Origin of the sequence: Novosphingobium anseongense (assembly GCF_037482895.1) — a bacterium.
GTDB lineage: Bacteria > Pseudomonadota > Alphaproteobacteria > Sphingomonadales > Sphingomonadaceae > Novosphingobium > Novosphingobium anseongense.
In genome coordinates, this window is record NZ_JBBHJZ010000001.1 from 534442 (window position 1) to 558258 (window position 23817).

Sequence of the window (23817 nt, forward strand, 5' to 3'; positions counted from 1 at the left end):
AATGGAACCGCGCGCGGGCTTGTCGCGGCTCCGGCGGCGGTGTTCCATATATACGCAAAAACCGCGCGGCACGGCGCGGCGGGGAGGAACGCGCGATGAAGCTGGGCATCACGACCAACTACACCTGGTTCGGTCCGCCGGTCACCGCGCTCGCGCAGACGATCGAGTCGCTCGGTTTCGAGTCGATGTGGATGGGCGAGCATCCGATCATCCCGATCGCGGCCGCCGAGGCCGAGCGCTACGGCGTGCCGCTACCGCCCAACTACCGCCACATGCCCGCCTTGTTCGTCAGCCTCTCTGCCGCAGCGGCGGTGACCAGCAAGATCCGGCTCGGCACCAACATCTGCCTGGTCCCCCAGCGCGATCCGCTGCTGCTGGCCAAGGAGGTGGCGACGCTCGACCGTATCTCGGGCGGGAGGGTGAGCTTTGCCTATGGCACCGGCTGGATCGAGGAAGAGGCGCCGGTCTTCGGCTATCGCTTCGACAAGCGGCTCGGCCGCACGCTCGACTTCATGCGTGCGGTCCAGACGCTCTGGGCCGAGGGCGATCAGGGCTACGAGGGCGAGCATATCTCTTTCCCACCGGTGCACTGCTATCCCAAGCCGCTGCAGAAGCCGCTGCCCGTGCTGATCGGCTCGGGCAACGACAAGACCGACAACACCAAGATCCTGCGCCGCGTCGCCCGCACGGCGGACGGCTGGCTGCCCTCGTTCCTGAGCCCGGCGCAGATGCGCGAGCAGCTTAGCCTGTTGAAAGAGTTCTGCGCGGAGGAAGGGCGCGATTTCGCCGCGCTCGACATCTCGCTGATCGTGCCCGCGATCAGCTTTGGCGTCGGCGACCTGCCACCCTGGGGTGCGGGCGCCTACGACAATCTCGAGCCGGTGAACGCGAAGGAACTCGTCGCCGAATATGCGGAGGCCGGGGTCGGACGCATTCTCGTCGGTGTCAACGACATGGAAGACGACGGCGCGTTCAAGGCGCTCGAGGACGTCGCCGAAGGGATGGGCCTGCTGTGAGCGGACCGTTCGATCGCCTGAGCCTGGCGGGCCGCGTCGTCCTGATTACCGGCGCGACCGGAGGCATCGGCAGTGAAACCGCAAGGCTATGCGCGGCGCGCGGGGCGGCCGTGGTGCTCGCCGACCTGAATGCCGAGGCGGGCGAGGCGCTGGTCGGCGCGATCCGGGTGGCGGGCGGGCAGGCGGCTTTCGTGCGCACCGATGTCGGCGCGGAAGCCGATGCCGCAGCGATGGTGCGCTTCGCGGTCGAGACCTTCGGTGGGCTCCACGCGGCTTTCAACAACGCCGGGATCGATACGGGACACCTGCCCGTCGCCGATACGCCGCTCGAACAGTGGCAGCGCAATCTGGGCACCAACCTGACCGGCACCTTCCTCTGCATGAAGCACGAGATCGCGCACATGCTTGCGCACGGCGGCGGCGCGATCGTCAACACGGCCTCGACCTCGGGCGCGATCGCGACGGTGACCTCGGCCGACTATACGGCGGCCAAGCACGGCGTCGTCGGGGTCACGCGCTCGGCCGCGGTCGACTACAGCGCGCGGGGTATCCGTGTGAATGCGGTCCTGCCCGGCGGGATCGCGACGCCGATGCTGATGGGCGCGCTCGTCGGCAACGATCCGCTGCGCAGGGTGATCGAGGCGAGCCACCCGATCGGCCGCATCGGCGAGCCGCACGAGGTGGCCGAAACGGCGGCTTTCCTGCTGTCAGACGCGGCCTCGTTCATTACCGGCGCCTGCATCATGGTCGACGGCGGCTTCACGACCCAGTGAGCCGCGCGCCGGCGAGCGCCGCCGCGATACCCTCGGCCAGGGTCGTTCGGATAATCTCCACGGGCCAGTCCTGGGGTGCGACGATAGCCTGAAGCGAAATCCCCTGGACGATCGAGTTGAGCAGGCGGCTGGCCTTGGCGAGATCGTGCCCTTCGCCATATGTCGCACGCAGCAGCCGCGCGATGTCGGCGATCCCCGCGGCGGTGGCGTCGCGAATGATCGCGGCGAGGCCTTCGTCGCGCGCCGCGGCGTCCCAGAAGGCCAGGTAGGCACGCCAGCGGCGGATGTTGGCCGGGCACCAGGCGGTGAAGGTCAGCAAGGCGTGGACCGGATCGTCGGGATGTTCGACGAAGGCCTGGTCGAACCGCGCGTCGCCCTGGGCCGAGAGCACGGCGAAGCTCCAGACGAGCAGCTCCTGCTTGCTCGCGAAATAGTGCGTCACCGCGGCCGTGCTGAATCGCGCTTCGCTGGCGATGCGGCGGATCGTCGCCGCGCCGATGCCCTCGGCAGCGATCACGTCGATCGCGATCTCGGCGATGTGGCGGCGGCGGGCGTCGTGGTCGATGGCCATCGGCAGCACATCCGGCAGGTGAGGGGCGGGCGCAAGCTTTCAGGCTCTGCCCCCGGCGGCAAGCCATGTTGCCTTGGCGCGAACCGCGACGAAGGGGAGAAATTGATTCGCTTGGGTTTAAAACGCGCGTTGTACGCCGCGCCCTAAATTCGTGTTGAATTACCGGCGTTTATCGCGAGTTTCGGGCTCACAAGAAAACACGAGAGAGGATCCCATGACGGCGCTCCAGCACGGGCTGTTCATCGCCCCCTACCACGATGTCACCGAGAGCCCGACGATCGGCCTGCGCCGCGATCTGGAAATCGTCGAGCACGTCGAGAAGCTGGGGTTCGCCGAGGCCTGGTTCGGCGAGCATCATTCGACCGGCTGGGAGACGATCGACTCGCCCGAACTGATGATCGCCGCCGCCGCCGAGCGCACGAGCCGGATCCGGCTGGGTACCGGCGTCGTCTCGATGCCCTACCACAACCCGCTGATGGTCGCGAACCGCATCCTCCAACTCGACCACATGACGATGGGCCGCGTGATCTTCGGCATGGGACCGGGACTGCTGCCGACCGATGCCGAGATGATCGGGGTCGACATCAAGTCGCTGCGATCCAAGCTCGAAGAGGTGGCGCAGATCATCGTGCCGCTGCTCTCGGGCGAGGAGGTCACCCACGAGACGAGCTGGTACAAGCTCGACAAGGCGCGCACGCACCTGCGGCCCTATACGCTGCCGCATCCCGAGATCGCCGTCGCCAGCGCGATCACGCCATCGGGCGGCATGCTCGCGGGCAAGTATGGGTTCGGCATGCTCTGCGTCGCCGCGACCGAGACCGCGGGCTTCGACGTGCTCGACGAGAACTGGAAGATCGCCCAGCAGATGGCCGAGGAGTACGGCACGCGGATGGACCCGGCCAAGCTGCGCCTGGTCGTGCCGATGCACATCGCCGCCACGCGCGAACAGGCGCGCAAGGACGTCGAACAGGGGCTGGCGCGCTGGGTTGAATATTTCGATCGCGTCGCGCCCAAGGGCATGCGCGGTATGAGCGGGGCCGGCGATCCGGCGGAACTGCTGGTGAACGCCGGCCGCGCGGTGATCGGTACGCCCGAGGACGCGATCACGATGATCGAGCGGCTCCAGGCCAAGCAGGGGGCCTTCGGCGTGATCCTGTTCCAGTCGCACAACTGGGCCGAATGGGAAGAGACCAAGAAGAGCTACGAGCTCTACGCCCGCTTCGTCATGCCGCACTTCGCCGGGACCAACCGCAATCGCCAGGCATCCTACGCGGCGCTCGAAAGCAACATCGACCGGCTCGAGAGCGAACGGACCAAGGGTGCCGAGGCGGCGTTCAAGGCCTGGGAAGACAAGACCGGGCGGAAAGCTTGATTTGCTAACGATCCTCCCCCTTAGGGGGAGGGGGACCGCCGAGCGGAGCTCGGTGGTGGAGGGGTGTCGCGCTATCGGGAGGGGGATCCCCTCGTCAGGCCTGCGGCCTGCCACCTCCCCTTGCAGGGCAGAATCTGCGGATCGCCTACTTCGGCTCTTCCACACCCTCGGGCAGGACCAGCACCTCGATCTCGTCCTTGGGATCGAGGTAGCGCAGAACCATCGCCTGGATGTCGGCCGTGGTCAGCATCTGGAGGCGGGCCTCGGCCTGGAGATAGCGATCGATCTCGGCAGGCTCGGTCTGCGCGCGGTCGACGAGGCTGAGCCAGCCACCGTTGCTCTTGAGCCCGTTCTGGATCGCCTCGATCATCGGCGCGCGGGCGCGTTGGAGGATGTCGTCGCTGACGGGCGCGGCGCGCAATTCGGCGATCGTGTCGAGGATCGCGGCGCGCGTTGCGGGCACTTCGTGGACATCGACCGAGGCGGCGATGCCGAATACGCCATAGTCCTTCCAGAAGCGCGACAGAGTCGATGCGGCGCTGGGGCTGTAGGCCTTGCCGAGCTTCTCGCGCAGCGTGTCGGTCAGCTCGATGCGGACGATGCGTTCGAGCAGTTCGAGCGTCAGCGACTGGACAGGATCGCTGTCGTCGCGCGTCGGCCAGGTCAGCCGCAGCAGTGCCTGATCCTTTGGGCCGGTATGGCGGATCACGCGTGGCTTCTCGTTCTTGGTGAAGGGACGGTTGCGCTGGGCCGTATAAGGCTTGAACTCGGCCTCGCGCGGGGCGATCGCACCGAAGGTGCCGCCGACCAGGGCGATCGCCTGGTCCTCGTCGATATCGCCGACGATCCCGATCTCGATCGCGCCGTGCGCGAGCCGATCGCCAATGTCGGTCTTGAGCTTGTCGAAGGTCAGCTTGCGATAGGCTTCGACCGGCTGCAGCGTGAAGCGCGGGTCGTTCTCCGAAAGAATCCCGCCGATGCCGTTGCTCAGCGCGGAGTTGGGGGTCGCGTTGCGCTGCGCGAAGAAGTTGTTGATGTTGAGCCGGTACTGGATCTCGCCCTCGGGGCGATAGCCGGCGTCGGTGACGAAGGCGGCCATGACCTGGAGCTGGAGTTGCAGATCGCGCGGCGTGGTCTGTGCCGAGGCGACGAAGGTCTCGGGTGTGGAGGAGATTCCGGTCGACACGGTGTGGCCGGCGAGGATCGATTGCAGATCGTCCTGGCTGTGCTTGCCGAGGCCGCCGACAGGCAGGGCCGAGACCATCTGCGTTGCCAGCGGATTGTCGCGCGTGTTGAGCATGTCGCCGCCGTCGACGCTGACCTGGACAAGGATCCGGTCCTTGTCGATATCGGTCTTCTTGAGGTTGAGACGCACGCCGTTGGTGAAGCGCACCTCACGAATGCCGAGCGCGGCCTCGCGCGTGTCGCTGAGGATCGTACCCGGAGTCCCGAAAACGCTGTAGGCGAAGCCCGGCGCAGCGATCTCTGCGCCCTTGGCCAGCGGTGCGCGCATCGCCTCGTTCCAGGCCGAGCGGATCGCCTTCTCGCCGCCCTCGGGCTGGCGCCGGCCCTGGAAGCGCAGGAGCGGCTTCTCCAGCGGTATGGCTTCGCGCTGCATCGCGGCCTGCACGGCCTCGGGCGTGATCTGGGGGATGAAGGCCTCGAGCCGGTCGAGCACGCCCTGCGGCGATCCGGGCACGACGTCGTTGCGCAGCAGGTCGAACACCGCGCCCATCAGCGCGCCATTGCTCCGCGTGCTTTCCGAGGCGGCGGCGTCGCGCGTCGCGGTGCGGATGTTGGCGACCTGCTCGGCCACTTCCGCCGGACTGAAGCCGAAGCGCAGCGCGCGGCGATATTCCACGGCCGCGGCGATCATCCCGCGGCGCCACTTGCCGTCGATCGTATCGACGATGAGATTGGTCGTGCGCCCATCGCGGAACACGTCGCCCGTGCCGAAGCCCGCACCGCGGAACGGCGGATCGGGCTGGCGGACGATGCGCAGCAGGCGCCGATTGACGATCGCATAACCGATCTGCCGCAGCAGGCCTTCGCGCCGCTGCGCGGTGGTGTCGGGGCCGTCGATCCAGCCGCCATGGCGCGAGGCCGTGATGCGTTCGGACAGCGCCGGATCGACATAGACCTCGGTCCGTCCGGCGGCCTTGACGTCGACCGGGCCGGCCTGGGGCGCGGGTTCGACGGGCTTGGCCTGCCAGGAGCCGAACTTCGCCAAGATCGCCTTCTCGACCACGGCCGGATCGAAATCGCCGATGACGATCACCGTCGCATGCTCGGGAACGTATTCGCGCTCCCAGAACGCGCGCAGGCTCTGGGCCGTGGCGGCGTTGATCGTCTCGGCCGTGCCCACCGGGAAGCGATCGGGATAGAGCGCCTGGGGATGGAGAAACTTGGCCTGGTCCATGCCGTTGCGCATCTGCCAGGTGTTGCGGTCGCGTAGCTCGGACAGGATCACGCCGCGCTCGCGGTCGACCGCTTCGGGCGAGATCGTCAGCTCGCTGGCGGTCTCGCGCATCAGCATCAGCGCGATGTCGAGCAGCTTGGGATCGGCGCGCGGCAGATCGAGCATGTAGGTCGTGGTCTCGAAACCCGTCGCGGCATTGGTATCGGCGCCGAAGGCCAGCCCGTTGCGCTCGAGCAGGCGGATCATCTCGCCTTCCTTGACGTTGGTCGATCCGTTGAACGCCATGTGCTCGACATAGTGCGCGAAGCCGCGCTCAGCCGGCGTCTCGTCGAGCGATCCTGCGGCGATCTCCATGCGCACCATGGCGGTGCCCTTGGGATTGGCGTTGCGGCGGATGACGTAGCGCAGACCGCTGGGCAGACGGTTGAACCGATACTGCTCTTCGGGCGCTATGTCGCTTTCGAGAAAGCCCCAGACCGGGCGTGGGCGGCTGACGGACGCAACCTGTTCGGCCTGCTGTGCGCAGGCCGAAAGCGCGAAGGAGAGCAGAAGGAAGAAGAATATGGACGGATTGCGTCGCATCTCGTCTCCCTTGGATCATCCTCGCCTAGGGCCGCGCGCTGGCGCGAACCCGCTCGGCCGCGACGCGCTGCGTCACGACCGAGCGATACAATGCATCACTTGCCGCGAAGTTTCCGGTGCTTCGACAGGTCGAAGACCTCGCTCGGACCGTTGTCGTCCTGGAGCAGGCCGAGACGGCGCGCGACTTCCTGATAGGCTTCGGATTCGCCGCCGAGATCGCGACGGAACCGGTCCTTGTCGAGCTTCTCGCCCGTGGTCATGTCCCACAGGCGGCAGCCGTCGGGGCTGATCTCGTCGGCCAGGATCACGCGGCTGTAATCACCGTCCCAGATGCGGCCGAACTCGAGCTTGAAGTCGACCAGGCGGATGTTGATCGCCGCGAACATGCCGCACATGAAATCGTTCACGCGGATGGCCATCGCCGAGATGTCCTGCATCTCTTCGTTGTTGGCCCAACCGAAGCAGGCGATGTGTTCCTCGGCGATCAGCGGATCGCCGAGCGCATCGTCCTTGAAATAGTATTCGATCAAGGTGTGCGGCAGCGGCTCGCCCTCGGGGATGCCGAGGCGCTTCGAGATCGAGCCCGCGGCGACGTTGCGCACGACGACCTCGATCGGAATGATTTCCACCTGGCGCACGAGCTGCTCGCGCATGTTCAGGCGGCGGATGAAGTGGTTGGGCACGCCGATGTGGTTCAGGCGCGTGAACACGTATTCGCTGATGCGATTGTTGATGACGCCCTTGCCCTGGATCGTGCCCTTCTTCTGGGCGTTGAACGCGGTCGCGTCGTCCTTGAAATACTGGATCAGGGTGCCTGGCTCGGGGCCCTCGTAGAGGATCTTGGCCTTGCCCTCGTAGATCTGGCGGCGACGGGACATCGATGCGTTCCTTGGAAGATAGCGAAACTGGGCGGACAGTACGAAAAGCAAGCCCCGGCAGAGGCAGGTCGCTTGCGCGGGACTGCACGGCCGGGGCGTTGCGGGCCTATATAGGCAAACGGCGGGCAAAAGCAAACTGGAGCCCCGCCCGCGGAGCGTGCACAAGGATGCAAAACGGGAGAACGGCGTGAGCAGCGCAATCGAGGATTTCATTCGCGCGAACGAGGGGCAGAGCCAGTTGTCCGACTGGATGCTCGTCGATCAGGACCTGATCGACCGCTTCGCCGATACCACGCGCGACTGGATGTTCATGCACGTCGATGCGGAGAAAGCCGCCGAGACCGAATTCGGGGGTACGATCGCGCATGGCTTCCTGCTGCTGTCGCTGTTGGCACCCTTGCGAGGCGAGATCGAGCGGCCGCGCGTGCCGGGGCTGCGTACGGGCCTGAACTATGGTCTCGATCGCGTGCGCTTCGTTTCTCCGGTGCGCTCGGGCAGCCGCATCCGTGCGCGATTCACGATCAGCGAACTGTCTCTCGAGGCGCCGGACAAGCTGCGAGAGGTGATGGACGTCACGCTCGAGGTCGAGGGCTCGGAGCGGCCCGCGGTGGTCGCGCGCTGGCTGACGATGTACCTGCTGTGAGCCTCGAGGTTCGAGTCCTTGCAGGCGCCGAGATCCTCGCCGCGATCGACGACCTCGCGCGGCTGCGCATGACCGTCTTCGCCGAGTGGCCCTATCTCTACGACGGCGATCCGGCCTACGAGGAGGAGTACCTGCGCGAGTTCGTGCAGGCCGAGCATGCAGTCCTGGTCGCGGCCTGTGACGGGCCGCGGATCGTCGGCGCCGCGACGGCCTGGCCGATGGCGGCGCAGGACGCCGATTTCAAAGCGCCTTTCGACGCGTGCGGCATCGACGTCGCCCGGCTGTTCTACTTCGGGGAAAGCGTGCTCCTGGCCGACTATCGCGGGCGCGGGATCGGCCATGCCTTCTTCGATCATCGCGAGGCGCAGGCTCGAGCCTGCGGAGCCGACGCGGCCTGTTTCGCCGCCGTGATCCGGGCGCCCGGCCATCCGGCGCGCCCCACCGGCCACGTCCCGCTCGATGCCTTCTGGGGCAAGCGCGGCTATGCGCCGGTCGCAGGGCTGGTCACGCACATCGCCTGGAAGGACCACGACGAGCCGGAAGAGAGCGCCAAGCCGTTACAGGTCTGGCTGCGCGCGCTCTGACGCGGTCAACCGAGCTTGCGGACCAGCGCCTCGGCGCCGAGGCTGACCTCGCGCCAGGTCTCGGCGAAACCCGAATCCTCGCCGAAATAGGGATCGGCTACCGACTGGCCAGCCATGCCGGGAACGTGGTCGAGCAGCAGCGAGATCTCGGCGCTGCCGTCGGAAGGTGCGATGCGGCGCAGGTCGGCGAGGTTCTTTTCATCCAGCGCGAGAATGTGGGTGAAGCGGCGGAAGTCATCGGGACCGGCCTGCCGGCCGCGGTAACCCGAGATGTCGACGCCATGGCGCAGGGCTTCGGCCTGAGCGCGCGGGTCGGGCGGCGAACCCAGGTGCCAGTCGCCGGTGCCTGCGGAGTCCACCTCGACGTCGAGTCCGGCTTTGGCAGCGGCCTCGCGAAATGCGGCTTCGGCCAGCGGCGAGCGGCAGATGTTGCCCAGGCAGACGAATAATACGGCGGTTCTCGGCATGGCATCGGGTGATAAGGACAAGCGCCGGGCATCTCAATCCCGCTCTGCCCCTGGGGTCGACCACGACTCACGCGCCGCCGAGGGAACCCGCGACGCGGCCCGCCGTTTCATCAGGGCAAGGACCATCACGAGAGGAACCGCCCATGGCCGACACGCTCATTGCCTCGCAGGAGAAGCATCGCCTGATCGCATCCGATCGCGTGGAAGGTACCAAGGTCTACAACCGCGAGGGCGACAAGCTCGGTTCGATCAAGAACTTCATGGTCGGCAAGGTCAGCGGCCAGGCCGAATATGCGGTGATCGAGTTCGGCGGCATCCTGGGCATCGGCAACGACTACTATCCGATCCCGTGGGACATGCTGACCTATGAGGAGGACAAGGGCGGCTACGTGGTCGGTTTGACCAAGGAGCAGCTCGAAAAGGCGCCGCGCCACAGTTCGGCCTTCCCCGAATACGATCACAACTACGGCCGCACGGTCTTCGACTACTACGGCATGGCCTATCCCTATCCGTTCATCTGAACGGCTGGCTGGGCACGGTCCGCGATCTGGGTGGCGAAGGCGTCCAGCCGGCGCCACAGCAGTTCGCGGCTACCCGCGAAGTTATGCATGTGCGCCATCCGCGGTGCTACGAAAAGCGCCAGGTCGGAGGTGCCCATGAAGGCCGCGAGCTCTCGCAGCGGATCCTGACAGACGTCGCGCTCGCCCATTCCGATCAGTATCGGCACGGTCACCACGGCTGCGGCGCCTGCAAGATGGCCCGGCAGCAGGCCGCCGCCGGCATTGGGCGTCGTCGCGGAGCGCCAGTAGGGCAGCGGACCGGTGCCGCGTTGGCCGGCCATGTCGGCGGCGACGAAGCGCTCGGGCACGTCCTCCCAGTGGAACGCGTACTGGAAGTCGAACCCGACCAGCGCGGAAAGCCCGGTCATGGGATCGTCCTGACCGCGCAGGCATACCGCGTCGGCCTGGTCGCGCGCGGGCAGGCGGGTCGACACCACGCTGCTGCCAAGGACGGCCAGTCCGTCAAAGCTCTTGTGCGCCGCCTGCATCAGCAGGCCGATGTGCCCACCCATCGACTGGCCGACGCCGATTACTGCGACGGGCTCTATCCCGGCGAGGTCGTCGGCCAATGTGCCACCCCGCAAGCGCTCCAGGATCACGCGTAGAACTGCATGGTTGGCGGCCGCGCAGGCAGCGAGGCTCGCCGCTTCCAGTTCTGGCAGATCGCTTTCGCCGACCCGCAGATGATCGAGCGCCACGACCACCATGCCCCGCGCGACGTGATGCGCGGCCTGATTGTAACCGTGCTCGCGCAGATCGAAATAATGCCGCGTATAGCCGCCGCCGGGCATCGCGACGATGACGGGCGCGCTCGACCCGGGGCTATCGGGCAGGTGTACCGTTGCGGCGAGCGTCCAGGACTGGCCGTCGTCCAGCGCGCCGGTCTCTACGCGCAGCTCGATCCGTCTGTGACTCATGTCGCTCTCCCCGGCCGCCTGACGCGGCTTTGCCGGAGAGCTTAGCGCTCAGGTGGCCAGGATCAACGGGCTGAGAGGGCGGCGTCGCTGGCCAGCTTGTCGACACGCTCGTTTTCGGTGTGGCCCGAGTGGCCGCGCACCCATTGCCAGTCGACCTGGTGGCGTTTCGCGGCATCGATCAGTTCGTGCCAGAGGTCGGCGTTGCGCACGGGCTGCTTGCTGGCGTTGACCCAGCCGTTCCGCTTCCAGCCGTTCACCCACTTGGTGATGCCGTCGATCACGTACTTGCTGTCGGTGTAGACCGTGACGTCGCAGGGCTCGATCAGGGCGCTCAGGCCCTTGATGACCGCAGTCATCTCCATGCGATTGTTCGTCGTCTGCGGCTCCGAGCCCGACATTTCCTTCTCGTGCTGACCCATGCGCAGCAGCGCACCCCAGCCGCCGGGGCCAGGGTTGCCCTTGCAGGCACCATCGGTGAAGACTTCGACCTTTTTCAGAACCGTACCCTCATCTTTTTCGTGGCGTCTCAGGCCCGGCCGAACAGCCCCGCATTGGCGGGATCGGCGTAGAATTCCAACCGCCGCGCGAAAGCCAGCGGGTCCTTGCGGGTGACCATGGCGTCGGCGGGCGTGTTCATCCAATCATAGGCGCGCGTCATCAGGAAGCGCATTGCCGCGCCGCGTGCCAGAATGGGAAGTGCGGCGCGCTCTTCGTCGAGCAACGGCCGGACGCTCTCGTAACCGGCGAGCAGGGCCTGCGACAGCGCAGCGTCGAAGTGCGTTCCGTCGTTGCTGAAGCACCAGGCCGCGTGAGTCACGGCCAGGTCGTAGGCCGTGATGTCGTGGCAGGCGAAGTAGAAATCGATGAGTCCCGTAACCCTGTCGCCGAGCATAAGCACGTTGTCGGGGAAGAGGTCGGCGTGAATTACCGAATGCGGCAGATCGCGCGGCCAGTGGGCCGCGAGATGGAGCAATTCGTCCGATATCTGACGGTCGAGACCCAGCGAAATCTCGTGGAGGCCATCGGCGCCGCAGGCCTCCGCGAGTTCGACCCAGTCGGCGAGGGCGAGGCCGTTGCTGCGCCGGCCAGGGAAATCCGCGGCGGCGAGGTGGACCTGCGCCAGCGCCGCGCCGACCGCGCGGGCCTGATCGGCGGTGGGTTCGCTGACCGAGACGCCGGGAAGGAATTCGATCAGGGCCAAGGCCTTGCCGTCGTGGAGGCGATAGGCCTGGCCGGCGCGGTCGTGGATCGTGCGCGGAACCGGGCAGTCGCGTGCGGCGAGATGGTCGAGCAGGCCGAGGAAGAACGGCAGTTCGCTCACCTCGGTCCGCGCCTCGTACATGGTCAGGATGAAGCGCGCGCCGTTCCCGTCCTTGCCCGCCGTGTCGATCAGCCAGTTGGAGTTCGACACGCCCTCGGCGATGCCCTTGGCCGAGACCAGGGCGCCGACATCGAATTCGGAGATGATGGCGGCGAGAGCCTCGGCGCCGAGCTGGGTATAGACCGCCATGATGTCCGTTTACGCGAGTTGACTAAGCCAGTTGGCGGGGCAGCTTGAAGACCATGCGCTCTTCGGCGGTGACGACCTGCTCTTCGGAGAGCTCGCGCCATTCGCCAAGCCGGGCGACGACCTCGCGCACCAGCGTCTCGGGCGCCGAGGCGCCGGCGGTGAGACCCAGGGTGTCGACGCCTTCGAGCCACTCGGGTTCGATCTCGCTGGCACGCTGAATCAGGAAGGCCCGCGTGCCGAGCCGCTCGGCCACTTCGGCGAGGCGAAGCGAGTTCGAGCTGTTGGGCGCACCGATCACCAGCATGAGCTGGCACTGCGGCGCGATGGCCTTGACCGCGGCCTGGCGGTTGGACGTGGCATAGCAGATGTCCTCGGCCTTCGGCGCGGTGACCTGCGGGAATTTCGCCTGGATTGCGGCGATGATCGCGGCCGTGTCGTCGACCGAGAGCGTGGTCTGGCTGAGAAAGGCCAGCGGCGTGCCTTCGGGCAGTTCGAGCGCGGCGACGTCCTCGACCGTCTCGATCAAGGTCATCGTGCCATCGGGCACCTGGCCGAAGGTGCCGATGACCTCGGGATGGCCGTCGTGGCCGATGAACAGGATGTGCCGACCGGCTTCGATCTGGCGCTCGGCCTGGCGGTGGACCTTGGAGACCAGCGGGCAGGTGGCGTCGAGCCATTCGAGCCCGCGCGCGCTCGCCGCCGCCGGGACGGCCTTGGGAACGCCATGCGCGCTGAAGATCACCGGAACGCCATCGGGCACTTCATCGAGTTCCTCGACGAAGATCGCGCCCTTGGCCTTCAATCCGTCGACCACGAAGCGGTTGTGGACGATTTCGTGCCGCACGTAGACCGGCGCGCCGTAGCGATCGATCGCCCGCTCGACGATTTCGATCGCGCGATCGACTCCGGCGCAGAAGCCACGCGGGGCTGCGATCAGAAGGCGCAGCGGCGGTTTTCCATGTGGAAAGGGGGCGTTCATATTCGGCCCTCTAGCGCTTTGCTGCGCGCCCGGCTAGGGCATGGCCGTCAAACAAGGATGCCCCGATGAGCCCTCGCTTCCGTCTCTTGCCTGCCGCAACGATCGTGATCGTCGGCGCTGCCGCGCTGGCCGGCTGCAAAACGAAGGGCGAACTGGTCGTCGACGAGAGCGTCGGCGTCACCGCCGTGCGCGGCGCCTGTCCGGCGATCGGCATTCCCGACTATACCGGCGACGTGACGCTGTTCCGCGCCGGCGGCGAGAAGACCGCGGCCAACATCGACATCGTCGCGGCCATGACCAACGTCAAATCGCAGTGCAACGATGGTGGTGATGGCGGTGCCAAGGTCTTCGTGTCGACCAGCTTCGACGTGCTCGCACGCCGCACCGACACGGCCGGCGCGCGGCAGGTCCAGCTTCCCTATTTCGTGACCGTGCTGCGCGGCGGCAGCGCCGTCGTTTCCAAGCGGGTCGGTACCTTGACGCTGTCCTTCGCCGACGGCCAGGAGCGCGCGCAGGTGACCGCGCAGGGTTCGGCCTATATCGATCGTGCCGAAGCGACGCTGTCTCCCGAGATCCGCGAGCGCATCACGCGCAAGCGCAAGGCGGGCGAGGCCGATGCCGCGGTCGATCCGCTGACCGAGCCCGACGTCAAGGCCGCGGTCCAGCGTGCGAGCTTCGAGGTTCTGATCGGCTTCCAGCTCGACCAGGCACAACTCGCCTACAACGCCACGCGCTGAGCGCCGCTTTAGCGGTTCATCGCTTCCACGATCGCAGCCCGGGCCGCCGTTGCGAGGGTCTTGCGGTTGGTCAGCGCTTCGCCCTTGAGCGGCGGAAGGAAGTGCAGTGTCAGCGCGACCGGCCGTGCACGGGCCAGGATGCGCAGGAAATTGTCGAGCCCGGGTTCCTCGCCGACCCAGGCGATGTCGCCTGCTTCCGCGCCATAGTCGAGCCAGATCGGCTGGACGGCTATGCCGGCGGGAATCGGATCGAGCGCCGAGAGCAGCGAGCTCTTGAACGGCAGCAGATCGGTGCCGTCGCTGGTCGTGCCTTCGGGGAAGATCGTCAGCGCGCCGGTGTCGCGGATCGCTTCGCGCACCTGTTCGACCTGATGGCCGACGCTGGCGCGGTCATGCCGGGCGACGAAGACCGTATCGTTCATGTCGCAGAGCCAGCGCAGCGGCCCGATCGCCGCCAGGCCGTCATGCGCGACGAAAGCGGAGCCGGTCGTACCCGCGATCGCCGGAATGTCGATCCAGCTGACGTGGTTGGCCAACAAAAAGGCGCCGCGCAGGCCGTGGTGACCCGGCGTCTGGGTGCCGGTGCGGGTGACTTCGACTCCCGCAATCCAGGCGATACCGCCTAGGAACACGCTCGGCCAAGGGTTGGTCGGCCGCAGTGTACGCCAGATGTAGTAGAGGACGATGCACAGCCCGAGCCAGGCCAGCATCAGGCCGAGCCTGATAGCGACCAGCAACCAGCCCAGCGGCCGGATCAATCCTGACGTCCGCCTTCGCGCTCCAGCTTGACGCCGTAGAGCTCCATGCGGTGGTCGACGAGGCGGAAGCCGAGCCGGTCGGCGATCTGCTTCTGCAGCGCTTCGAGCTCGGGGTCGACGAATTCGATGACCTTGCCGCTCTCCACGTCAATCATGTGATCGTGATGCGCCTCGGGTGCGGCTTCGTAGCGCGCGCGACCGTCGCCGAAATCGTGACGGTCGAGGATGCCGGCTTCTTCGAACAGGCGCACGGTGCGATAGACCGTGGCGATCGAGATGCCGGGGTCTATCGCTGCCGCACGTTCATGCAGCTTCTCGACGTCCGGATGGTCGTCGCTTTCCGACAGCACCCGGGCGATGACGCGGCGCTGCTCGGTAATGCGCAGGCCACGCTCGGCACATAGGGCTTCGATGTCTATCGGCTGCTGCACAAGAACTCCGCGGGTAGGAAAGCTTCACGCACCTTTCTAGGCGGGTGGGGCGCGATCCACAACCCGCGGGGAAAGGTTTCAGACTTTCACGGCTGCCTTGCGGCCGCGGCGCGGACCCGGCTTGCGACCGAGGCCGATCTTCTTGGCGAGGTCGCGGCGCTTCTCGGCGTAGCTCGGGGCGACCATCGGGTAGTCGGCCGGCAGATTCCAGCGCTGGCGATACTGATCGGGCGTCAGATTGTAGTGCGTCATGAGGTGGCGCTTGAGCATCTTCAGCTTCTTGCCGTCCTCGAGGCAGACGATGTGATCGGGCTTGACCGAGGCGCGGATCGAGACGGCCGGCTCGGGCGCCTTTTCCACGACCGGGGCGGCCTGCCCCAGGCCGGCGAGCGCCCCATAAACATTGGTGATGAGCAAGGGCAGATCGTCGACCGAGACGCTATTGTTGCTGACATGCGCGGCGACGATGTCCGACGTCAGCGTGATCAGCGTTTCGTTCATGTCGTTTTGGGGCGTTTCCATGCGATCCTCGGATTTATACTTGGCGGCTACTGTGTTCAAGTGGACACAATCGCGGTTGTTTGCACTATTGCCGCCTTGAACCAAGCGATGGTCGGACTCAAGCCAAATTACATGTCTGGACGATGTTTTTGCCGGTCAAGTAACCTGGCTGAAGATTGACGTCATACTGCAGTTCATCGGGCGTTAATCAGATGCTGTAGGCGAAAGTGATAGCATCGAGGGCCTGGCCGTCGGGGCCGCGATAATAATTGGGTCTTTCGCCGATCGGCAGGAAACCGAAGCGCCGATAGAGAAATTCTGCGGGATTGCCGCGGCGCATCTCCAGCAGCAGGCGATCCGCGCCGCGCGCCCGTGCCGAGCGGGCGAAGCGATCGAGCAGGGCGAGCCCCAGGCCCCGTCGGCGCCAGGTGGGGGCGATCGCGAAAAGCAGCAACTCCTCTTCCTCGAAGCCATAGCGCGACAGGAAGAAGCCGGCTACCGGCGCGCCATCCTGCGGAGCGCCGCCGTCGCCGGCGATCAGTTCGTAATGGCAATTGCCGATGACCAGGGCGTCCTCGACCTGGCGACGGGTCCAGGCCTCGCCATAGGCCGGGTCGAAGGCTTCGGCCATTACCGCCATCAGCCGGTCGATATCGTCGATCGGAGCGTTCATGCGCGCACCTGGGGAAGCTTTGCATCGGGCGCGCGGCCATAGAGCGGATGCACCTCGGCGGTTATCGCCGTGCTGGGCAGCAGTGCCAGGGCACGCGCGTCTGGCCACAGTGTGAGCGCCTCGCCGCTGCCGCGGTTTGCGACCAGGGCTTCGGCCTGGCTGCCTGCGACGAGGTTTTCGCTGGCCGCTGCCACGGCTGCCTGCGGCGTGAGCGACGCGCGCGGCGCGCGCGGCGTGCCGTCGTTGTCGAACGATTGGACGAACCATTCGCCATGGCCGCCGGTCATGGCGACCGCGACCGGGCCGGGGTGACGATCACGCGCCATGGCGCCGACGAGGTCGAGCGTGGGATAGCCGACGAGTTCGGCCTGCCAGGCGAAAGCGAGCGCACGCGCCGCGGCGAGGCCGACGCGGAGGCCGGTGAAGCTACCCGGGCCGAGCGCGACCGCGATCCGGTCGGCGCGGCCTTTGCCCGGCAGTGCGGCGATCATCGGCACGAGCTGTTCGGCATGGCCGCGGTTCAGCATGCGGAACTCGCCGGCGATGAGAGTGTCGCCATCGAACAGGGCGACGGAGCAGGCTTCGGTCGCGCTGTCGATCGCGAGAGTCAGGCGCACGGAGTTCAGGCGGCGCGGACTTCGGTCACTTCGGGGACGTAGTGCTTGAGCAGCCCTTCGATCCCCTGCTTGAGCGTCGCGCTCGACGAGGGGCAGCCCGCGCAGGCGCCCTGCATCGTCAGATAGACGACGCCCTCGCGGAAGCCGCGATAGATGATGTCGCCGCCGTCGTTGGCGACAGCCGGGCGTACGCGCGTCTCGATCAGTTCCTTGATCTGATCGACGATATCGGCGTCGGCGGGATCGCTGGCGAATTCGTCGTCCTCGGTCGGAACCGCGATGCCGCTGGCGTCACCGCCTGCGAACAGCGGGGATCCCGACACGAAATGGTCGAGCAGTACCGAAACGACCTGCGGCTTGAGTGCGCTCCAGTCGACACCTTCGCCGGCGGTGACCGAGACGAAGTCGCGGCCGAAGAACACGCCGGTGACGTCGCCAAGCGAGAACAGCGCGCCCGCCAGCGGCGAGGCCTCGGCATCTTCCTCGTTGGTGAATTCGCGCGTGCCCGCGGTCATGACCGGCTCGCCGGGCAGGAACTTGAGCGTGGCCGGATTGGGCGTGGTTTCGGTTTCGATGAACATGGTTCCCTGCATGTAGGCAACCTGCGAGGCGGGTCAAGTTCATGGAGTCCCCGATCGCACGGAACCTGGCGCGGATCGGGGAGGTCGGCGGCCAAGCATAGTGATCGTACGGCCAGTTTCGGGCTGCCTTCAGGATGTCTGTAGGGTATGCGCGCAAGCCCGTGCAGAGATGGGTCGAAATCGTCCCAGGCAGATTTCCCACCGATGCGGATGCTATTGTTGGCGCGATGCTGTGGGCTAGCGCGACGGTATGGCGTATTACGGAGACGAACCGAGTCTTGTCTTAGCGTAACAGAAACCACGTCATGCTCACATCAAAGCCCTGCTTGATTGAGGCGGTCGGAAAAACGACATGACGCACGCTACGGTACGCACGCTCTTTGTTGAGGACGAACCCGATCTCCGCGAGATCGTGAAGGCGGCGCTGGGCCTCGACCCCGGTTTCGTCGTTTCCACGTTCCCCTCGGCCGAAGATGCGCTCGAGGGTCTTCATGACAACAAGGAGCCCTTCGATCTCGCGCTGCTCGATATCCGTCTGCCCGCCATGTCGGGGATCGACCTGCACCATCGCCTGCGCGGCATCCCGGGGCTGGAGCGGATCAAGACCGTTCTGATGACCGCTTCGCTACTGCCGCGCCAGATGCCCAAGGGACTCACCGATCCGCGCGGAGAGGTGCTGGGTGTGATCCAGAAACCGTTCCATCCGCTCAAGCTTGCGTCCGACCTGCGGGCGATGCTGACCCGCTCGCGCTAGCCCGCACCAGCTTAAGGGCCTGACGCCGCCTGGGCGATCAACCGGCTTGGCGGTCGCGACGAATTCCCAAGGACACGAACCCGCGATAAGGCTGCGCGCCGAAGGAGATTCACGACATGGCGCGTTCGATCATCGTTACCGGCGGATTCGGAGTTCTGGGACAGGCCGTGGCGACGGCTTTCGCCGCGCGGGGCGACAAGGTGGCGCGCGTCGACTTCGCCGCGGCCGCCGCAGAGTCGCTAGCCGGTACGCTCGACATCGGCGGGGTCAATCTGACCGATGCCGATGCCACGCAGGCCGCGCTCGACAAGGTCGCGCAAGCGCATGGCGGGATCGACGTGCTGGTCAACGTCGCCGGTGGTTTCACCTGGGAGACGCTCGAGGGCGGTAGCCTCGATTCCTGGGCGAAGATGCAGGCGATGAACCTGATGACCAATGCGACGATCACCAAGCTGGCCTTGCCGGCGCTCAAGGCTGCGGGTGCGGCCGGCGGCGGTCAGATCGTCAACATCGGCGCGGGCGCCGCGATCAAGGCCGGGATGGGCATGGGCGCCTACACCGCGTCGAAGGCGGGCGTGCATCGCTTGACCGAGGCCCTCGCCGAGGAACTGGCCGGCAGCGGCGTGACGGTCAATGCGATCCTGCCGAGCATCATCGACACGCCGACCAACCGCCAGGACATGCCCGACGCCGACTTCAGCCAGTGGGTGACGGCCGAGGCGATCGCCGACGTGATCCTGTTTCTCGCCTCACCGGCGGCGCGCGGCGTGACCGGCGCGTTGATCCCGGTGACGCGCGGCGGCTGACGGTCGTCGCGCCCGGTCGTCCTGGCTTACCCGTCGATCCTGGCTTAGAAGAACGCGGTCAGCGCCGTCGCGAGATAGCGCGTATTGCCGGTGCGCGGCGCGTTGGGCGCGTCGCGCAGGAAGCGTCCCTTGAGCAGCAGATTGGCGTTGATTTCTGCGCGCAGGCGCTTGGGAATCGCCCACCAGCGCAGGCGCCCATCGACGTTGTGGCCGGCGAAGGCGCCCGAAGCGCCTGTGGCGTCGCGGACGCCCGAGGTGGAAAAGCTGTCGCGGCTGTTGGCCAGCCACATGGGATGCCAGGCGACGAAGCCTTCGAAGCGCTTGCCGGGGGCGACCTCGAACCGGACGCCGGGTGTGCTGATGTTCGCCCGTCCGACCGCGGCATAGATGCCCGAGGGCACGAAGTCGGCACGGCGCATGCCATAGAGCGTATCGAAGCGGCCATATTTGCCGCCCGGGCCATCGCCGCTGGCGTAATCGTACTCGACCGAGAGGCGCGCCTTGAGCTTGCCGGGGAAGGAGTAGCCGACATCGGCATGGGCGAACCAGGCCGAGACGTCGAGCTTGCTGGCGGTAAGTGCCGTGCCGCTGCTGATCGATCCGGTCTGGCGGACGCCCTCGACCTCGAAGTCGAACTGCCCGGGCTTGGGATCGGCCATCAGACGCGCGCTGAACGAAGCGAGCTTGCGGTCGCGCGTGAGCCGGCCCGGTCCGTCGCGCTCGGCGAAGCCGACATAGGCCAGTTCGGCCATGGTCCGGCCGATCACCTTGGGGCGGGCGACGAACAGGCCCCAGAGCTGGGTGTCGAAGTTCTCGCGATCCATCTGGACCTTGCCGCGGCGGAGCGAAGGCAGCTCTTCGGGCAGGCGGATCTGCGGCAGGACGTAGAGCGCGGTGGCCGTCGTGCCGTCCTTGAGCTTCGCGTCGGCGCGCAGGCCGGTGTAGCCGTTGGTCGTGTTGCGATAGTCGTCGGCCGCGATCAGGCGGCGCGAACCGATGTTGAGCATCATGCGTCCGGCCTGCAGCGAGGCCGTGCTGCCCTTGCCGAGCGCGTCGGGCAGGGCGAGCGTGGCATGGGCCTGGACCATTTCGAAGGTGTTCACCTCGTTCGGACCCACTACGCCGCCCGGGTCGATGCCGAAGACCCGGCTGTCCCAGAGTTCGGCGCCGAAACGCAGATTGCCGGCGCGATAGTCGGCCGTGACGATCGTGCGGAGGCTCACCAGATCCTCCTCCGAACGGAAGCCGGCGCGGGCCTGTCCGTCGAGCGTTTCGTAACGTAGGCGGCTGTTCGCGGTCAGCGTGAAGTCTTCGGGATTGTCGATGAGCGCCTGGAGCGTCACCGGATCGGCATCCTTCGCCACGGCCATGCCGGAATTCGCGCAGACTGCCAGGGCGAGCCCTGCGGCAGAGAGCAAGGTTGCGGCATTGCGAGGCATTCGGTTCACTCCGTAATTCATCTGCGATCGACGCGGCAGCCGTCCATGACGAAAGCATCCCGCCCGGATCACGCGGTGACCGGGCAGTGCTTCGCTGGTCGGCCTTTGAGAGCCGACGGACGCGCTATCGCCGAACTTGGTTAATTCGCTGTTTGTCGTGTTGCGGGATTGACCGCAATCTTTCGCAACATTCGCCGGGATCAGGATTTTCACTGGGGCCGCCTATTCACTGGCCCTTCATCCCCACCGACCCTATACCGGAGCCCGATGACCTTTTCCAAGCGCTTCTCCCGCTCGCTCGCCTCCTGCCTGATCCCGCTCCTGGTGCTCCCGGCCGCGATACCCGCGCCCGCCCAGACACCGCGTACCGCCGCGCAGCAGAAGGCGGCCGGCTGGCTCTACAAGAACAGCGACGTTCCGCCCGATACCGAATGGAACTTCGGCGAACTGGCGAACGGTCTGCGCTATGCCACGCGCAAGAATGGCGTCCCGCCGGGGCAGGTCTCGATCCGCATTCGCGTCGATGCCGGTTCGCTGAACGAGCAGGATAGCGAACAGGGCTTCGCGCATCTGCTCGAGCATCTGCTGTTTCGTCAGTCGAAATACCTCGGCAACGGCGAGGCGATCCCGACCTGGCAGCGGCTCGGCGCGAGCTTCGGCAACGACACCAATGCCGAGACCACGCCGACGCAGACGGTCTATAAGCTCGACTTGCCCAATGCCACGCCGGCTTCGCTCGAGGAGAGCTTCAAGCTGCTTTCGGGCATGGTCACCGCGCCGACTCTGAGCGAAGCCAACATCCGCACCGAAGTGCCGATCGTCCTCGCCGAGATGCGCGAGCGCGGCGGCGCCGGGCAGCGCGTGCAGGAAGCGACGCGACGCACCTTCTACGCGGGGCAGCCTCTGGCCGCCCGCGCGCCGATCGGCACGGTGGCGACGCTCAACGGCGCGCACCAGGATGCCGTGCGTGCCTTCCATTCGCGCTGGTACCGGCCCGAGAACGTCGTCGTCATCGTTGCCGGCGACATCGAGCCGGCCGAGAGCGCCGCGCTGGTCAAGAAGTGGTTCTCGAGCTGGAAGGTCTCCGGCAAGCCGATTCCGGCACCGAGCTTCGGCGATCCGGTCGCGCCCAAGGACGGCGATCCGGCCAATCCGGTGGGCGAGACGCAGGTCCTGGTCGAGCCCGACCTGCCGCGCGGAATCTCCTATGCGATCCTGCGGCCCTGGCGTCCGGTCAACGACACGATCGTCTACAACCAGGGGCTGATGATCGACAGCCTGGCCCAGGCGGTGATCAACCGCCGGCTCGAGGGCAAGGCGCGCGCGGGCGGTTCCTATCTGGTCGCGCAGGTCAGCCAGAACGACATCAGCCGCTCGGTCGACGGCACGTTCGTCGCGGTGACCCCGCTCGGCGCCGACTGGCAGGCCGCGCTCAAGGAAGTGCGCGCGGTGATCGCCGATGCCCTGGCGACCGCGCCGACGCAGGAAGAGATCGATCGTGAAGTGGCCGAAGTCGAGGTCGCGTTCACGAGCCCGGTCGAGCAACGTCGCCTGTTGCCCGGCTCCAAGGTCGCCGACGACCTCGTGACCGCGCTCGACATCCGCGAGACCGTCGCTGCGCCGGAGGCGGTGCTCGAGATTTTCCAGAAGTCCAAGCCGCTGTTCACGCCGCAGGCCGTGCTCGAGCACACGCGCGCGCTGTTCAAGGGCGCCGTGACCCGCGCGGTCTTCGTCACGCCCAAGGCGGGCGAGGGCGACGCGGCCTCGCTTCGCCAGGCGCTGTCCGTGCCAGTCGCGGGTGATGCCAGCGTGCGCCTGGCCAACAGCAAGCCGATCAAGTTCGAGGAGATGCCGCCGATCGGTGAGCCCGGCCGCGTCACGGCGCTGGCGCCGACGGGTCTGCTCGGCATCGAGCAGGTCGAGTTCGCCAATGGCGTCAAGGCGCTGATCTGGCCGACCCAGGACGAGCCCGGCCGCGTCGCGGTCAAGGTCCGCTTCGGCGGCGGCTATCGCGCTTTCGGTGCGGGCGACGCGCCTTATGTCGCGCTGGGCCAGATGGCGCTCGTCGGTTCGGGCGAGGGTACGCTCGGCCAGGAAGAGCTCGACCGTATCTCGACCGGGCGCAAGATGGGCTTCGATTTCAACGTCGAGGACGCCGCCTTCGAATTCTCCGCCGACACGCGTCAGCAGGACCTGGCCGACCAGCTCTATCTGTTCGCCGCCAAGTTCGCGATGCCGCGCTGGGACGTGAATCCCGTGCGTCGCGCCAAGGCTGCCGCGCAGCTGCAGTACGAGACCTACGAGACTTCGCCGCAGGGCGTGCTCGAGCGCGATCTCAAGTATCTTCAGCGCGATCGCGATCCGCGGTTCCACACGCCGTCGCCGGCCGAGATCGAGAAGACCACGCCCGAAGGCTTCCGCCAGGTCTGGTCGCGCGCGCTCGCCAATGGACCGATCGAGGTCCAGATCTACGGCGATTTCGATCGCGTAGCGACCCTGGCCGCGCTGCAACGGACCTTCGGTGCACTCAAGGCACGGCCGCCGCTGCCCAAGGATACCGCGCCGGCCAGTGCGCGTTCGCCTGCGCCGACAGCTCAGCCCGTGGTCCTGACCCATCGTGGTGACGACAATCAGGCCGCGGCGGTGATCTCCTGGCCGACCGGCGGTGGTTCGCCCGGTATTGCCGAGGCGCGCCAGCTCGAACTCCTCACGCAGCTCTTCACCAACCGCCTGCTCGACGCGATGCGCGAGAAGCTCGGCGCGTCCTATGCGCCGCAGGTCTATTCGTCCTGGCCGCTCGATCTCGACAGCGGCGGTTCGATCACCGCGCTGGCGCAGCTCCAGCCCGATGCGGTACCGGCCTTCTTCGCCACGGCGCAGGAGATCGCTTCGGATCTGGTCGCACGCCCGGTCACGGCCGATGAACTGGGCCGCGTGATCGAGCCGATGCGCCAGCGCGTGACCCGGGCTTCGACCAGCGCGGCCTTCTTCATGTACCAGCTCGAAGGCGCGACCGCCGATCCGAGCCGCCTGGGGGCGATCCGCACGATCCTGCGCGACTACACGGTGACGACGCCCGAAGCGATGCAGGCCCTTGCTGCGAAGTATCTGCAGCCGGGCAAGGCGTGGAAGCTCTCGGTCCTGCCGCAGGAGGCCACCGGTCAGGCGCCGACGCCGGCCGCGCGTTGATGAGGTGCGGCAGGGGCATCCGCCCCTGCCTGGACCGGTACCGCTTGCAACCGCCCGGTT

Annotated in this window: 25 protein-coding genes; 10 read left to right on the forward strand and 15 right to left on the reverse strand. The window is 66.8% G+C overall.

Translation table 11 applies throughout. The features are described 5' to 3' along the window. The first annotated feature begins 95 nt into the window (after positions 1 to 95). Both WG901_RS02585 and WG901_RS02590 read left to right on the forward strand, forming a co-directional pair. On the forward strand, positions 96 to 1016 hold the full coding sequence (locus tag WG901_RS02585) for a TIGR03619 family F420-dependent LLM class oxidoreductase (protein WP_339585455.1): 921 nt from the start codon (positions 96 to 98) through the stop codon (positions 1014 to 1016). After that, positions 1013 to 1789: an SDR family NAD(P)-dependent oxidoreductase gene (locus WG901_RS02590; RefSeq protein ID WP_339585456.1), complete on the forward strand. Its 777-nt coding sequence runs from the start codon at positions 1013 to 1015 to the stop codon at positions 1787 to 1789. Before WG901_RS02585 ends, WG901_RS02590 begins: the two co-directional genes overlap by 4 nt. Here the strand turns inward: WG901_RS02590 and WG901_RS02595 are convergent. After that, entirely contained in the window at positions 1776 to 2360 is a 585-nt protein-coding gene (locus WG901_RS02595; protein ID WP_339585457.1) for a TetR/AcrR family transcriptional regulator, read from the reverse strand. The genes WG901_RS02590 and WG901_RS02595 overlap by 14 nt on opposite strands. A 214-nt stretch (positions 2361 to 2574) precedes the next feature. Here WG901_RS02595 and WG901_RS02600 point away from each other — a divergent pair, with 214 nt between their 5' ends. Beyond that, the gene (locus WG901_RS02600) at positions 2575 to 3732 is read left to right on the forward strand and encodes an LLM class flavin-dependent oxidoreductase (RefSeq protein ID WP_339585458.1); all 1158 of its coding nucleotides are present in this window, start codon (positions 2575 to 2577) and stop codon (positions 3730 to 3732) included. A gap of 145 nt (positions 3733 to 3877) precedes the next feature. Here WG901_RS02600 and WG901_RS02605 read toward each other — a convergent pair whose 3' ends face one another. Next, positions 3878 to 6733, reverse strand: a complete 2856-nt coding sequence (locus tag WG901_RS02605) for a M16 family metallopeptidase (RefSeq protein WP_339585459.1) — start codon at positions 6731 to 6733, stop codon at positions 3878 to 3880. A 95-nt stretch (positions 6734 to 6828) separates the two neighbouring features. Further along, positions 6829 to 7611 carry a phosphoribosylaminoimidazolesuccinocarboxamide synthase gene (purC, locus tag WG901_RS02610; protein WP_264442850.1) on the reverse strand — a complete coding sequence of 261 codons (783 nt, stop codon included), beginning with the start codon at positions 7609 to 7611 and terminating at the stop codon, positions 6829 to 6831. Positions 7612 to 7798: 187 nt separating this feature from the next. On the opposite strand from purC, the gene WG901_RS02615 reads away from it, so the two are divergent. Together WG901_RS02615 and WG901_RS02620 are read left to right on the forward strand one after the other, a co-directional pair. Beyond that, positions 7799 to 8254: a MaoC family dehydratase gene (locus WG901_RS02615; RefSeq protein WP_339585460.1), complete on the forward strand. Its 456-nt coding sequence runs from the start codon at positions 7799 to 7801 to the stop codon at positions 8252 to 8254. Next, positions 8251 to 8838, forward strand: a complete 588-nt coding sequence (locus tag WG901_RS02620) for a GNAT family N-acetyltransferase (protein ID WP_339585461.1) — start codon at positions 8251 to 8253, stop codon at positions 8836 to 8838. The genes WG901_RS02615 and WG901_RS02620 overlap by 4 nt, the downstream gene beginning before the upstream one ends. A 5-nt stretch (positions 8839 to 8843) precedes the next feature. On the opposite strand, the gene WG901_RS02625 is transcribed toward WG901_RS02620, so the two are convergent. After that, on the reverse strand, positions 8844 to 9305 hold the full coding sequence (locus WG901_RS02625) for a low molecular weight protein-tyrosine-phosphatase (RefSeq protein WP_339585462.1): 462 nt from the start codon (positions 9303 to 9305) through the stop codon (positions 8844 to 8846). A gap of 143 nt (positions 9306 to 9448) precedes the next feature. On the opposite strand from WG901_RS02625, the gene WG901_RS02630 reads away from it, so the two are divergent. Next, a complete protein-coding gene (locus WG901_RS02630; protein ID WP_339585463.1) occupies positions 9449 to 9826 on the forward strand; it encodes a PRC-barrel domain-containing protein in 378 nt (125 codons plus the stop codon). Here WG901_RS02630 and WG901_RS02635 read toward each other — a convergent pair. The 4 genes from WG901_RS02635 to ispH all read right to left on the reverse strand — a co-directional run bounded on the left by WG901_RS02635 (position 9811) and on the right by ispH (position 13271). Next, entirely contained in the window at positions 9811 to 10782 is a 972-nt protein-coding gene (locus WG901_RS02635) for an alpha/beta fold hydrolase domain-containing protein (RefSeq protein ID WP_339585464.1), read from the reverse strand. The genes WG901_RS02630 and WG901_RS02635 overlap by 16 nt on opposite strands. Positions 10783 to 10844: 62 nt before the next feature. After that, a complete protein-coding gene (gene rnhA, locus WG901_RS02640) occupies positions 10845 to 11279 on the reverse strand; it encodes a ribonuclease HI (RefSeq protein WP_339586630.1) in 435 nt (144 codons plus the stop codon). Positions 11280 to 11308: 29 nt separating this feature from the next. Further along, on the reverse strand, positions 11309 to 12292 hold the full coding sequence (gene thrB / locus WG901_RS02645; RefSeq protein WP_339585465.1) for a homoserine kinase: 984 nt from the start codon (positions 12290 to 12292) through the stop codon (positions 11309 to 11311). 22 nt (positions 12293 to 12314) lie between these two features. Next, positions 12315 to 13271 (reverse strand): 4-hydroxy-3-methylbut-2-enyl diphosphate reductase, encoded by a 957-nt coding sequence (ispH, locus tag WG901_RS02650; protein WP_339585466.1) that lies wholly within the window; start codon positions 13269 to 13271, stop codon positions 12315 to 12317. A gap of 65 nt (positions 13272 to 13336) precedes the next feature. Here ispH and WG901_RS02655 point away from each other — a divergent pair, with 65 nt between their 5' ends. Further along, positions 13337 to 14008, forward strand: coding sequence for a hypothetical protein (locus WG901_RS02655; RefSeq protein WP_339585467.1), 672 nt, complete (start codon positions 13337 to 13339; stop codon positions 14006 to 14008). 8 nt (positions 14009 to 14016) lie between these two features. On the opposite strand, the gene WG901_RS02660 is transcribed toward WG901_RS02655, so the two are convergent. The 6 genes from WG901_RS02660 to WG901_RS02685 form a co-directional block, all read right to left on the reverse strand. Next, complete coding sequence (locus tag WG901_RS02660) at positions 14017 to 14766, reverse strand: lysophospholipid acyltransferase family protein (RefSeq protein WP_339585468.1); 750 nt, start codon at positions 14764 to 14766, stop codon at positions 14017 to 14019. Further along, a complete protein-coding gene (locus WG901_RS02665) occupies positions 14763 to 15197 on the reverse strand; it encodes a Fur family transcriptional regulator (RefSeq protein WP_339585469.1) in 435 nt (144 codons plus the stop codon). The genes WG901_RS02660 and WG901_RS02665 overlap by 4 nt, the downstream gene beginning before the upstream one ends. Positions 15198 to 15275: 78 nt before the next feature. After that, positions 15276 to 15719 carry a Ros/MucR family transcriptional regulator gene (locus WG901_RS02670; RefSeq protein ID WP_339585470.1) on the reverse strand — a complete coding sequence of 148 codons (444 nt, stop codon included), beginning with the start codon at positions 15717 to 15719 and terminating at the stop codon, positions 15276 to 15278. A gap of 187 nt (positions 15720 to 15906) precedes the next feature. After that, positions 15907 to 16371, reverse strand: coding sequence for a GNAT family N-acetyltransferase (locus tag WG901_RS02675; protein ID WP_339585471.1), 465 nt, complete (start codon positions 16369 to 16371; stop codon positions 15907 to 15909). Further along, complete coding sequence (gene tsaB, locus WG901_RS02680) at positions 16368 to 16988, reverse strand: tRNA (adenosine(37)-N6)-threonylcarbamoyltransferase complex dimerization subunit type 1 TsaB (RefSeq protein WP_339585472.1); 621 nt, start codon at positions 16986 to 16988, stop codon at positions 16368 to 16370. Before tsaB ends, WG901_RS02675 begins: the two co-directional genes overlap by 4 nt. Before the next feature lie 5 nt (positions 16989 to 16993). Further along, positions 16994 to 17569, reverse strand: coding sequence for a NifU family protein (locus WG901_RS02685; RefSeq protein WP_339585473.1), 576 nt, complete (start codon positions 17567 to 17569; stop codon positions 16994 to 16996). Between the two features lie 352 nt (positions 17570 to 17921). Here WG901_RS02685 and WG901_RS02690 point away from each other — a divergent pair, with 352 nt between their 5' ends. Together WG901_RS02690 and WG901_RS02695 are read left to right on the forward strand one after the other, a co-directional pair. After that, the gene (locus tag WG901_RS02690; RefSeq protein ID WP_339585474.1) at positions 17922 to 18323 is read left to right on the forward strand and encodes a response regulator; all 402 of its coding nucleotides are present in this window, start codon (positions 17922 to 17924) and stop codon (positions 18321 to 18323) included. Positions 18324 to 18439: 116 nt separating this feature from the next. After that, positions 18440 to 19129 (forward strand): SDR family NAD(P)-dependent oxidoreductase, encoded by a 690-nt coding sequence (locus tag WG901_RS02695; RefSeq protein ID WP_339585475.1) that lies wholly within the window; start codon positions 18440 to 18442, stop codon positions 19127 to 19129. 44 nt (positions 19130 to 19173) lie between these two features. Here WG901_RS02695 and WG901_RS02700 read toward each other — a convergent pair whose 3' ends face one another. Further along, the gene (locus WG901_RS02700; protein WP_339585476.1) at positions 19174 to 20568 is read right to left on the reverse strand and encodes an alginate export family protein; all 1395 of its coding nucleotides are present in this window, start codon (positions 20566 to 20568) and stop codon (positions 19174 to 19176) included. A 267-nt stretch (positions 20569 to 20835) separates the two neighbouring features. Between WG901_RS02700 and WG901_RS02705 the strand changes: the two genes are divergently transcribed. Further along, positions 20836 to 23757: a M16 family metallopeptidase gene (locus WG901_RS02705; protein ID WP_339585477.1), complete on the forward strand. Its 2922-nt coding sequence runs from the start codon at positions 20836 to 20838 to the stop codon at positions 23755 to 23757. Positions 23758 to 23817: the final 60 nt, after the last annotated feature.